This is a genomic window from Pseudobutyrivibrio xylanivorans DSM 14809, from assembly GCF_900141825.1.
Classification (GTDB): Bacteria; Bacillota; Clostridia; order Lachnospirales; family Lachnospiraceae; genus Pseudobutyrivibrio; species Pseudobutyrivibrio xylanivorans.
In genome coordinates this window covers 1-12535 of the sequence record NZ_FQYQ01000002.1, presented here as the reverse complement: position 1 = coordinate 12535, position 12535 = coordinate 1, and the positions used below count along the sequence as shown (strand labels likewise).

General features: G+C 38.4%; 9 protein-coding genes and 1 tRNA gene. 1 reads left to right on the top strand and 9 read right to left on the bottom strand.

Annotation, left to right across the window (positions count from 1 at the left end; all coding sequences use genetic code 11):
* Nucleotides 1-22 precede the first annotated feature (22 nt).
* The 5 genes from BUA88_RS01845 to BUA88_RS01825 all read right to left on the bottom strand — a co-directional run bounded on the left by BUA88_RS01845 (nucleotide 23) and on the right by BUA88_RS01825 (nucleotide 9140).
* On the bottom strand, nucleotides 23-3823 hold the full coding sequence (locus BUA88_RS01845; protein ID WP_072911830.1) for a phosphoribosylformylglycinamidine synthase: 3801 nt from the start codon (nucleotides 3821-3823) through the stop codon (nucleotides 23-25).
* A gap of 145 nt (nucleotides 3824-3968) precedes the next feature.
* Nucleotides 3969-6374 (bottom strand): ATP-dependent DNA helicase, encoded by a 2406-nt coding sequence (locus BUA88_RS01840; protein ID WP_072911825.1) that lies wholly within the window; start codon nucleotides 6372-6374, stop codon nucleotides 3969-3971.
* Nucleotides 6375-6474: 100 nt separating this feature from the next.
* Entirely contained in the window at nucleotides 6475-6699 is a 225-nt protein-coding gene (locus BUA88_RS01835; RefSeq protein ID WP_072911821.1) for an HPr family phosphocarrier protein, read from the bottom strand.
* A 179-nt stretch (nucleotides 6700-6878) separates the two neighbouring features.
* Nucleotides 6879-8102 (bottom strand): EAL and HDOD domain-containing protein, encoded by a 1224-nt coding sequence (locus BUA88_RS01830; RefSeq protein WP_072911816.1) that lies wholly within the window; start codon nucleotides 8100-8102, stop codon nucleotides 6879-6881.
* 183 nt (nucleotides 8103-8285) lie between these two features.
* The gene (locus tag BUA88_RS01825; RefSeq protein WP_072911811.1) at nucleotides 8286-9140 is read right to left on the bottom strand and encodes a pirin family protein; all 855 of its coding nucleotides are present in this window, start codon (nucleotides 9138-9140) and stop codon (nucleotides 8286-8288) included.
* A 220-nt stretch (nucleotides 9141-9360) separates the two neighbouring features.
* Between BUA88_RS01825 and BUA88_RS01820 the strand changes: the two genes are divergently transcribed.
* Complete coding sequence (locus tag BUA88_RS01820) at nucleotides 9361-10164, top strand: DUF5131 family protein (RefSeq protein WP_200798838.1); 804 nt, start codon at nucleotides 9361-9363, stop codon at nucleotides 10162-10164.
* Between the two features lie 51 nt (nucleotides 10165-10215).
* On the opposite strand, the gene BUA88_RS01815 is transcribed toward BUA88_RS01820, so the two are convergent.
* From BUA88_RS01815 to BUA88_RS01800, 4 genes are all read right to left on the bottom strand, one after another.
* Nucleotides 10216-10286 (bottom strand) — tRNA-Trp (locus tag BUA88_RS01815).
* A 121-nt stretch (nucleotides 10287-10407) separates the two neighbouring features.
* Complete coding sequence (locus BUA88_RS01810) at nucleotides 10408-10731, bottom strand: type II toxin-antitoxin system RelE/ParE family toxin (protein WP_072911806.1); 324 nt, start codon at nucleotides 10729-10731, stop codon at nucleotides 10408-10410.
* On the bottom strand, nucleotides 10721-10987 hold the full coding sequence (locus BUA88_RS01805; protein WP_072912594.1) for a type II toxin-antitoxin system Phd/YefM family antitoxin: 267 nt from the start codon (nucleotides 10985-10987) through the stop codon (nucleotides 10721-10723). Before BUA88_RS01805 ends, BUA88_RS01810 begins: the two co-directional genes overlap by 11 nt.
* A 134-nt stretch (nucleotides 10988-11121) precedes the next feature.
* Entirely contained in the window at nucleotides 11122-12129 is a 1008-nt protein-coding gene (locus tag BUA88_RS01800) for a ribonuclease H family protein (RefSeq protein ID WP_143151387.1), read from the bottom strand.
* Nucleotides 12130-12535: the final 406 nt, after the last annotated feature.

The following is a 12535-nucleotide window of genomic DNA, read 5'->3' as shown; positions in this document are numbered from 1 at the left end:
TTCCATACCTTGGATTTACGTTTTATCTGAAGTAATCTACGCCTGCCTCAAAGAGCTTCATATCTTGATTGCCGTAGATGTTAAGAGCTACGCCATCACCTCTACGCTCTGCATGACACATCTTACCGTATACACGTCCATCAGGGCTGGTAATACCCTCGATAGCGCAGTAGCTTCCATTGATGTTCCACTCTTCATCCATTGTAGGATTTCCGTTTTCATCAACGTACTGTGTAGCAACCTGTCCGTTCTCGAAGAGCTTCTTAATCCACTCTTCTGAAGCAACGAAACGGCCCTCACCGTGTGAAGCTGGTGAACAATATGTCTCACCAAGCTGTGCACCTGCAAGCCATGGAGACTTGTTGCTGACTACCTTCGTATATGCGATTTTTGAAATATGACGTCCGATTGTGTTGTATGTAAGTGTAGGAGCATCCTCTTTCTGTGTATGAATCTCGCCGTAAGGAACAAGACCAAGCTTGATAAGTGCCTGGAAACCATTACAGATACCAAGCATAAGACCATCTCTGTTGTTGAGAAGTCCGTGGATAGCTTCCTTCATCTTTTCATTTCTAAATGCGGTAGCGAAGAACTTGGCAGAACCCTCTGGCTCATCACCTGCTGAGAAACCACCTGGGAACATAACAATCTGTGACTGAGCGATTGCTCTTGAGAACTCGTCAACTGATTCTCTGATATCCTCTGCTGTCTGGTTCTTGAATACCTTTACGTTTGTAATAGCACCAGCATTTTCAAATGCTCTTGCTGAATCGTACTCACAGTTTGTACCTGGGAATACTGGAATAAATACTCTAGGCTTTGCAATCTTATTCTTGCAAACATAGAAGTTCTTAGACTCATAAAGTCCTGTATCTACAAGAGCTGTATCTTCATGACTGCGTGTCTTGAATACCTTCTCAAGTGTACCTGTCCATGCTGCGATTGCCTCATCAACAGAAATCTTTACATCCTTATATGTGAATGTAGCATCATCAGTAACTTCACCTACCTCAAAGCCACAGTCAGAAAGACCGCGCTTTTCAAGCTCATTAATGATTGCAAGAACTCCGTCCTCTGAGACTTCTACTACGATATCACCGATGACACAGCCAAAGAGCAATACTGACTGGCACTTCTCATTAAGCTTTACACCAAACTTGTTACCAAATGCCATCTTTGAAACAGCTGGAACAAGTCCGTATGCATCAAGTGCATATGCAGCCTTAATATTTCCAAGCTCAACCATCTGTCTTACAATCTCGAAGATTGCCTTAGCCTGCTGGTAATTTGGCTGATCATAATTGTCACGAAGAATTCTAAGTAAGAAGAGCTTATCTCCTGCTTCCTTAAGTTCTGGTGTAACAATATCCTGTTGCTTTGCAACATCTACTGCAAAGGAAACAAGTGTAGGTGGAACATCGATTTCGTTGAAAGTTCCTGACATTGAATCCTTTCCACCGATTGATGGAAGTCCAAACTCCATCTGTGCCTTATATGCACCAAGAAGTGCTGCAAATGGCTGGCTCCATCTCTTTGGATCCTCGCTCATTCTGCGGAAGTACTCCTGGAATGTAAATCTAATCTTCTTGTAATCACCACCAGTTGCAACGATGCGAGCTACAGACTCTAAAACTGCAAGCTGTGAACCGTGATATGGTGACCATGAGCTAATATAAGGATTAAAGCCATATGCCATCATTGTAACTGCATCTGTCTTACCGTCAGCTACTGGAACCTTAGCTACCATAGCCTGTGTTTCTGTAAGCTGATACTTTCCACCGAAAGGCATAAGTGTTGAGCCTGCGCCGATTGAACCATCGAACATTTCAACAAGACCCTTCTGTGAGCACTCGTTAAGATCAGCAAGTGAATCAAGCCATGCTGCCTTGAAGTCGCCCTTTGCAACATCCTCTGCAACCTTCTCGATGCCAATCTTATCGATGTACTTATCATTGCTGTCAGGAAGCTCTACATAAACATCTGTCTCCTGATGAGCACCGTTTGTATCAAGGAATGCTCTTGAAAGGTTAACAATTTCCTTACCTCTCCAGTTAAGAACAAGACGTGGCTCCTTAGTAACAACAGCAACCTCGATTGCCTCTAAGTTTTCCTCAGCTGCGTACTGAAGGAACTTATTTACATCTGCTGGAGCAACAACTACTGCCATACGCTCCTGAGACTCTGAAATAGCAAGCTCAGTTCCATCAAGACCTGCGTACTTCTTTGGAACCTTATCCAAATCTACTGTAAGACCTGGAGCAAGCTCTCCGATGGCAACAGATACACCGCCGGCACCAAAGTCGTTACACTTCTTAATGATATAAGAAACTTCTTCTCTTCTAAAAAGTCTCTGAATCTTTCTTTCTGTAGGTGGATTACCCTTCTGAACCTCAGCACCACAAACTGCTGTAGACTCTGTATTGTGTGCCTTTGAAGAACCAGTAGCACCACCGATACCATCACGACCTGTACGTCCACCAAGGAGGATGATCTTGTCTCCTGGATCAGAGTTTAATCTCTGAACGGCACGTCTTGGAGCAGCACCCATAACAGCACCAATCTCCATACGCTTAGCAACATAATCTGGATGATAAATCTCTTTTACATAACCTGTAGCAAGACCAATCTGGTTACCATATGAGCTGTAACCGTGAGCAGCCTCACGAACAAGCTTCTTCTGTGGAAGCTTTCCTTCGATTGTTTCCTTTACAGAAACTGTAGGGTCAGCTGCACCTGTAACACGCATAGCCTGATATACATAAGTACGTCCTGAAAGTGGATCACGGATTGCACCACCAAGACATGTAGCAGCGCCACCGAATGGCTCGATTTCTGTAGGATGGTTGTGTGTCTCATTCTTGAAGTTGATGAGCCACTCTTCTTCTGTTCCATCTACGTTGATTGGAACAACGATTGAGCAAGCGTTAATCTCATCAGACTCTTCCTGATCCTCAAGCTTGCCATCAGCCTTGAGACGCTTCATAGCTAGAAGTGCAAGGTCCATAAGGCATACAAATTTATCATCTCTATCCTTGTAGAGAATCTTGAAATTATCAAGGTAGTCATTGAAAGTATCCTGGATAGGAGCCTTATAATAGCCATCCTCGATAGTAACGTTCTTAAGTTCTGTAGAGAAAGTAGTATGTCTACAGTGATCAGACCAATAAGTATCTAATACTCTGATTTCTGTAACAGTTGGATCTCTATGTTCGTCATTGGAAAAATAGTTCTGAATGTGAAGGAAATCCTTAAATGTCATAGCAAGATTTAAGGAATCATATAAAGTGCGTAAATCTTTCTCAGCCATAGAAATGAAACCGTCAAATGTATTGACGTCGGCTGGCTCATCGAAATTATTAGAAAGAGACTCTGGCTTATCAAGAGAAGTCTCTCTAGAATCAACAGGATTAATACAATGCTTTTTGATAGCATCGAATTCGTCGTCAGTAATGCTACCCTCAATAACATAGGTAGTCGCTGTGTGGATAGTAGGCTCTTCATTTTCATTTAAGAGCTTAAGACACTGCTCAGCAGAATCGGCACGCTGGTCGAACTGGCCTGGCAAAAACTCAACAGAAAAGACACGACCATTGTAATCAAATGTCTCTTCGTAAACATCATCAACAGGAGGCTCAGAAAACACTGTCTTAACTGCTTTCTTGAAAACGTCGTCAGAAACATCCTGAACGTCATAACGAATCAGAACTCTAACTCCTGTAACATCCTTGATGCCTAAGTAACTTCCTATTTCGGAAAACAGTGACTTGGCAGATACTGCAAATTGTGGCTTTTTCTCAACGTAAACTCTTCTTACTTTGCCCACATTACACCTCCGTATTATTAACTTGAAATCTGTGAGACAAGACTCCTGCTATGAAATTTGGGCCACTAAAAACTAGTAAAAATAGCAGGTAGCCTCACAGTTAAAAAGAGTATAACACAAAAAATTCACAACTCCTAATAATATTTTAGTCCTTTTTCTTCCAGAAATTTGTTAATTTTAACGAAACCTCGTCAACCGTGGTAAATTCAGCATCGTTCCATTCTCGAGGAAATGTTTTTCTATAGCTTCCAAAACGGAATCTCTCATCAAGTAGTGCAATAACACCAACGTCATCTTTGGTACGAATAAGTCGGCCTGCAGCCTGAATAACTTTATTCATTCCAGGATACAAATACGCATATTCGAATCCATTCTTTCCCTCATCGTCAAAGAAATCGGACATAAGCTTTCTCTCGTTTCCAACCTGTGGCAAACCAGCCCCCAGAATAATGGAACCAATAAGCTTTCCACCAACCAAATCAATTCCCTCTGAGAAGATTCCACCAAGTGTGCAAAATGCCACCATGGACTTTTCTCGTTTCTTCTCAAATTCTAATAGGAAGTCTTCTCTCTCCTGCTCGGTCATATTCTGCTGCTGAATTATTATCTCAACATCATCACCAAGAGCCTGGTACTTTTCATGTATGTCTTCAAGAAATTTGTATGAAGGACCAAAGACCATATAATTTCCCTGCTTCGCATTTACGATAGTCTGAATGTATCTGGCAAACTTCATATATTCATCTTCACCACGTCTGGTGTACTTGCTGGTAACATCTGTACCCAGAAGAAGTAATCTATTCTGCTGGTCAAAAACTGAATCAACATATATCGCATATACGTCTGTAATATTGCACAGCAAATCCTTATAATAATCTATTGGCAAAAGTGTGGCACTGAAATACACAGTGGCTCTTGCCATGGCAAGTCTTTGCTGAAGTTGTGCAGAAGGATCTATGCAGTATAAATGAAGATTGAAGTTTTTATCATCATCAAAATCGCAATATATCCTGTAGTGATCTGGGTCCTGCTGATAGGCAAGGGCTGTGAAATTGCGAAGTCTGAAATAGAAATCCAAGACCTCATCCTGATAGATTCCAAACTTCACTTCTTTTTTGAATAGCTGCTCCATAATCATCTGCAGATTATCACAGGCATTAAGAAGCATATCTATGTCATCCAAGACTGTGATATCTCTATCGCATTCACGCTTGTACTCAAGCATTATTCGATTGCATTTTTCTAATGCATTAACCAGTTTTTTACTAACTGGCTTTGCATATCTTTTAATAGAAAGAATCTCTTCTTTTATAAGAGTTTCTGAGTACATTTCCCTGGCACGGTCTACCATATTATGCGCCTCGTCTATAAGGAAGATATGCTCACCAGATTTTCCTTCTGCAAAGAAACGCTTCAGATAAACATTAGGATCAAAGACATAATTGTAATCGCAGATGATTCCCTCGCACCATGTACTTACATCAAGAGCAAGCTCAAAAGGACAGACCACGTATTCCTCGGCATAGCCTAAAACTACGTCTCTTGTAATGACTGTTTCCTTGGTAATAATTTCGTAGATAACGTCATTTACCCTGTCGAAATGACCTCTGGCATATGGACAATTATCAGGATTACAATCAGCTTCGTCGCAAAGGCACATCTTTTCCTTGGCAGTAAGCATGATAGTTCTGCCTTCATATCCGTTCTGCGCAAGAAGGCTGTATGCATCTCTGGCTGCGAGTGCTGTAGCAGTCTTTGCAGTAAGATAAAATACTCTTTCTGCCAGGTTCTGCCCCAGTGCCATAACAGCAGGAAAAACGTTAGCTATAGTTTTTCCTGTGCCAGTTGGTGCCTGCATAAATAAAATTTTTCTTCTATATATACTGCGATATACATCAGACACAAGCTTCTTCTGTCCATCCCTGTATTCATATGGGAACTCAAGCCCCTGAACAGATTCCAATACTTCCTGCTTGTGGTAATACTGAAAATCTGCCCACTTTCTAAATATATTTATAATAGTAAGAAACCATTCTTCGATTTCTTCAAAGGAATAAGTCTGATTAAAACGTTTTATTTCTTCAGTTTCAAGGCTGACGTACGTCATCTGAACATCTATTTCAGGAAGATTATACTCACTGGCAATTATGTAGGCATAGCATTTTGCCTGAGCCTCATGTACAAGAACTGGCTTCTCAAATGTCATTACGTCCATATACATGCCTTTTATCTCATCAACAGTGGCTGACCAGACAGTGCCATCCTCATCCATATCCAAAACGACACCATCAGCTCGTCCCTCGAGACCGATAATGTAATCATCATATTCAACCTGATATTTCAGAGGAACTTCTGCACGATAAAAAGGACCCATAGAGTTTTGTATCTTTCTATGAATCCTACTCCCTTCCTGCATGGCCTCAAATGGATCAACCGAGCCCTTTCGGTCATCTATATCACCCTCTCGAAGCAAAAACTCAACAAGGTTCCTAACGGATATATTAATTTGTGCTTTCTCTCCCTCTGGAGTAACTAATCGCGCAACTTTCATTTATTACTTATTCTCTCTATAAAATAAGAAACTCACCTGTGCTTTTTGCAAAGAAAAAGCCTGTGAATATCTCACAGGCTTAATTATACATTATTCGATTTTATGCAACAACGAACTTTTGTACAGCTTTCTTTAATGAATAATCTTCTGGGTTGTTAAGATGAACACTCATCTCTCTCTTGATACCCATTGCGATAACTCCTAAAAGTGACTTTCCATCGATGTAAACTACTCCGCTATGTAAATCTACGTCTCCGCCACACTGAGCAGCTGCCTTTACAAATTCCTCAGCCTCGGCTGTATTTTCTAATCTAATTTTAAACATCGTAAAAAACTCCTATTACAAAAACAAACACTAAATTAAAATTGCTTAGTATTATATAACATTTTTCCACAGCCGTGTCAATGTAAATCTTGCTCATAAATAATCAATTCTTTTGTCCTATATCAAATACAAAGCCTCGGATATGAATAATCCGAGGCTTGATATACAATATTATGTGACTATTCGATAAACATATCTCCATACCACTTAAGAGCTTCAACATATGCATCATAAACAACATGCATTTCAATATCCTGAAGCACCATTAGTCTAGATACCTCCTGCCAATCTCCAGCTTCATAGCTAAGAAGGAACTCAAGCTGAGGTGAAAAGATACCATCATCATTAACGAGTGCCTTTTTAATTTCTGCACTAACACCAACCTGGTTTAATGCATCTTCCATTGGCATATCTAAAATAAGATTTAGCAGTGAGAATAATCCCATTAGGAATAATTCATCTTTGCGCATAGCATAATCAAATGCTGGTGCAAGATTCTCTGCAAATCTTGCTCTTATTAATGATAGTCTTGTAATCTCGTTTGGCTTTCCAGCTGCTAATTCATGGAACAAAGTAGTATTGAGCCAACGTCTAATCTCTTTCTGTCCCAAAAGGGCTGTAGCCTGATTAATTGATCTGATATTTGAATTAATAGTAAGCTTGTTTGCAATCTTTAAAAGCTCAATAGATAAAGCAGGATCCTGTGCAACTACATTTGCAACATCCTCTAAATCAAAATCTGACTGATTAATAACAGTCATAAGCTTCATATAGTTAATTTTAATAGGAGTAACCTCAGTATCCTGTGTATTAATAGGAACTCTAAAGAAAGTACCCTCGAATATCTTGAATAAACCAGAATCCTTTGCCTTATCAAATTCTTCCTTTGAATGAAGATTTTCAGCACAGAAAGTCATTTTTGGCAATACCTTTTTGAAAGCCTGAGTCTGCTCAACAATATCACCTGAATCAGCGTTAACAAGGAATAAATCAAAATCATCAAGCATAGCTTTATATTCTTCTAAGCTATTAATAGGAAGATCTTTAATTCCAAGTTTAAAGCCCTTACTTTTTAAATCGTGCAAGCGCTTTTTATAAGAATCTTCTGGTTTTATTGTATGGTCCATAAGAAGAACAATACGACCATCAAAACCAGTTAACTGCTGCTCAATATTAGCAAATAATGAAATATTATTAATAGGAATAATAATATCGCAATTTGCAACTAAATCGTCCTCTGAAATACTCTCAAAAACCTCTATTCCGACGATTGAACCTGCTCCATCGTACTTTCCTGCAGCAAGTAAATGTGGATTTTCGAACATGTTCTCCTTCTGTGCATATAAGCAATATGAAGCAACAGACATGTCCTCGTAAAATAGTGGTACTAATGTAGCTAGCATAACCCTTCTCCTTTTTTAAGCCCCGTATTTTTAATAAAACCCCCATAAAGTATTCTGACAGAATTGTCTGAATATTTATAATTAATTATAGCACTCCATATTTTCATATTCAATTACATGTAGGCATACTAATACGATTTTTATTCAATTTTTTTGAAAGCATTAGACTTCTTCCATTCTATTTTACTGATTTTCATATTTAGCAGTCTGTTTAATAAATCGACCTGTTTCAATTTCATGGAAAGCTGTCTCCAGCTCCTCTTGTGTGTTCATTACTATAGGTCCACCCCAAGCTATTGGCTCTCCAAGTTTTTCTGAACACATATAAATGATTTCTATTGGCTCATCGCAGGCTTCTATTGTGACAACATCCCCATTTCCAAGCTTCGCCGCAGTCTTTGCAGGGACATGAGTGTCACTAATTACAGCATCTCCTTCCAGTGTAAACAACATTATAGATTTTTCTTCTCCTGAAACATTAATCTCAAATTTACCATGTGCATCAAGGAAAATATCATAATAGTCTAGTGGTAAATATTTACCTTGAATGCCTGAATGTCCGTTATAATTTCCCGCAAGTAGTCTCAACTTTCCTGATTCTAAATCGAATGTTTGAATCTCTTCATTAATTACACCATGATAAAAAGGTGGCGCTGTCATTTTGTCTTTTGCGGGAATATTAAGCCAAAGCTGTAAACCAAGCATTCTTTCTGCTGGCTGAGGCATTTCAGAATGGTATGCGCCAGAACCGGCTGTTAGCCACTGAGCTTCCCCATCAATCATCACAGCTTTTGTTCCAAGATGATCCTCGTGTATGATAGAACCCTTAGAAAGAAACGTAAAAGTCTCTATACCTCTGTGGGGATGCATAGGAAAGCCTGCTATATAATCATTAGGATCCGTCGAATCAAAGGCATCCAACATTAAAAATGGGTCGAATATCTCCACAGTTTTAAACCCAATTACACGAACTAAGCTAACTCCTGCGCCATCATGTGTTCTATACCCTTGAACCTGATGTTCCACTTTTCTGAGCATAGCAATACCTCATTCTTTCTGAAAAAAAGCACGATTAAGCTGAATACCCTACATGATGAATTCTACAATTGAAATGTGTTATTTATTTGAAGCTAGTATATTTAATAATTTGTTCGATTGAAACATCTGTTCGAAAATGCTATAGTATAGTTAAATCAGAACAAATGTTTTTTAATGTAATTAAGATGTCTATACTTGAAAAAGTATCTATAGAATATTTATGAAACAACTTTCATTATTTTCAGAAGAAAATATTGATCCAAGGCCTCCAATTTCCACTAATTGGAACCTTTGGCACGGATGCACCAAAGCTAGCACTGGGTGTTTGAATTGTTATGTGTATCGTCGCGATGAATCTATAGGTAAGGATGCATCAATAGTATACAAAACAGAAAATTTTGATTTGCCTATAAGAGTTTTAAAATCAGGGAAAAATAAAGGGCGCTACAAAATTCCTACTGGCTCAAACATTTATACCTGTTTTTCATCAGATTTCTTCCATCCAGCTGCTGATGAATGGCGAAATGATGCTTGGAATATGATGTACGAAAGACAGGATTGCTCCTTCTTCATGATTACTAAACGTCCTGAGCGTATTGCTAATAATCTTCCTGCAAATTGGGGCAATGGTTGGGAGCATGTAATAATAGCAGTCACCTGTGAAAACCAGGAGATGGCCGACAAAAGGCTTCCACTTTACCTATCTCTCCCACTCTTTCATCATTCTGTCATGATAGAGCCTATGCTTACAGCAGTTGACCTTGAACCTTTTATAGAAAAGTACAAGACCCACGACGGAACTCCGGTTATCAAACACGTTAGCGTTGGTGGCGAATCTGGTGCAAATGCAAGGCCATGTGATTTCGAATGGGTAACACAGCTCAATGCACAATGTAAAACCAATGGGATTTCATTTTACTACCATCAAACGGGCGCCAAATTGATAAAAGACGGAAAACTATATAATATTCCAAGAAAACTCCAACATTCCCAGGCACACAGGGCTGGACTAGATTTTGAGTAAAAAAAAGTGCTATAAACATTGATTTTCAATGTTTACAGCACTTTAGTCAAACAGGGGACGAGAGAATCGAACTCCCACCAAAGGTTTTGGAGACCCCTATCATACCATTTGACCAGTCCCCTAAATCGTAAGCGAAACTGCTGCATTTATGATTATTCTGGTTTAGTAGGTAAACCACTTAGTTTTCTTATTCTTTATCTAATAATAATCATATAGGTTACTGTAATAAAGCCAATACTACTATTAGTCAGTTTTAAATTGCTTCTTAAACAGCTTTGGGTAATCTTGTCTAGTATCAAATATGTGATAAATAAAAATACTAATATCAATCCTTTTAAATATGGCCACATGCTTTTCGCATATCAGCATTCTATATCCACGTTTATTAAGCCAAGGATCTGGAGTGTCATTTCCGATATCTGGAAAAGTTTCCAGTTTTTCAATTTTATCAAGGATAGAATCACTAACTTTTATTGCAGTTGCAACATCAAATTCCAGTGCGTAATAATCCTCAATTGATTTTAAGTCATTCCACGCTGTGGGAAGTATTTCAACTTTATAAGTCATTCATTCTCTCCCTTAAAAGTTTTCTCGCCTCTGAAACACTAAGTGTCTTTTCACCACGTATACGTTCTTCTTCAGCCTGAAGCACTTTTTCTCGTAAATTTAGAATTTCCTCGCGCTTTTCAAAAGCATACATATTCATGTATACTCCATCTCCCTCACCATTTACAGTAATAAAAATTGGCTCCTCGGATTCTCTAGCTAAATCTGATATCTGTGAATAACTGTTTCTTAAAGCAGCTGATGGCTTAATAATCATGGTCATGCCCTCCTTGTATATCATAATTCTATCATTATTATACATATGAAGTGGTATCACTGTCAAATCTATACCTCCATATATCATACTATTCTCTGATATAACTATATCTTTACAATTCTATTTTGTTACAATCATGTTGCAAGCCGTTTCTTGAACGGACTTCTGAAATTTGAGAACCAATTATGACCATCGTTAAATTTATCATTTTGAGGATTGAATGCAGCAGCTGGGAAAGGAATTTGCTTTATTCTATCTAGCTTATCAAAATCTTTACGCGTCAGTGTAAGTGCCACGTTCTGCCTTGATAACGCATCTGCCTTAGTATTGTGCTTTCGGTTTACATAATTAACACTAACACTTCTGAAGCATTTATTAACGACAAAGTTTTTCTTCCTCTTTTTCCAATGCCCTCTAACTGTCATATTATCAATGAATATCTTCACGTCGTTAGTATAATTGTACTCATACAGTAGCGTGAATAAAGCATTACCAATTGCTTCAGCAGTTATTTCCTCGCCATGAGTTGTTGTATGAGCCTCGCCCACCTTCTCATATATAAGGTTAACAGAATTGATCTGAGATTCTTTCTTCAAATCACCTAAAGCAATTAGATAACTATAATTACTAATCACACCACCATTAGTAGATAAGGGATTATTCTTAATAGTCTCGTCAATGAAGATAGTTACACATTCTCCAAATCTGGCATTATTCTTCTTTTCAAATGACCTTTCAGCTAGATATTTCTCGGCAATTGTATATAAGAATTGTTTATCCATCAACATCGCCTTAGATTGATTCAGCATATAATCTCTAAATTTTTCAGCGTGAAAATCACTAAATCCATTTGCATACTCATACAAAAGTAGACCTTCCCATTTAGCAATTATATGTGCAAGATTATCCATGATTCTATCAACGCCTTTAGTAACTATCTCTGGTTTATTAACCTTCACTCGACGATACTGAATATAATTAGCCTTGGCTTTATGTAACTTTTCTTCAGGTAATGCTTCGGTACTAGATACACCTAGCTGTGCCATGCGTAATGGATACTTTCCAACAGCACCCTTTAATGCTCTAACATCGTCCTCTAATGACACTTTACGGTTAATCTTTATGCATTCACATCTACACATTAACACTTCGTATGCAAGCTTTTGATATATTTCCAGTTTATACACTATAGCTCACCATCCTTTCCGCCTCTTTCCGCCTTCTTATGATAAGAAATTTTAGCATTTTTTGATATCCATAAATAAGGACAGTTAAAGATCCAGAGAAGGGGATGTTATGAATGTTGTTGAACCTTAAGTGAAATTTTAAATTCCGGTTTTATGGGCTTTTTTTCTCTCAAACTGGAATTTAGTCTTGCACAAGCATTTTTTATTATTCATGATTGTAAGTGGTTATCTGTCTGCCAGGGAGAATTAATTATGGCAAACAGAAAGAAAAGACAACGTCATTTAACTCTTACTGACAGAACTTATATTGAACAAGAAATCACATGCGGTTCTACATTTAAAAGCATTGGTTCAGCACTTG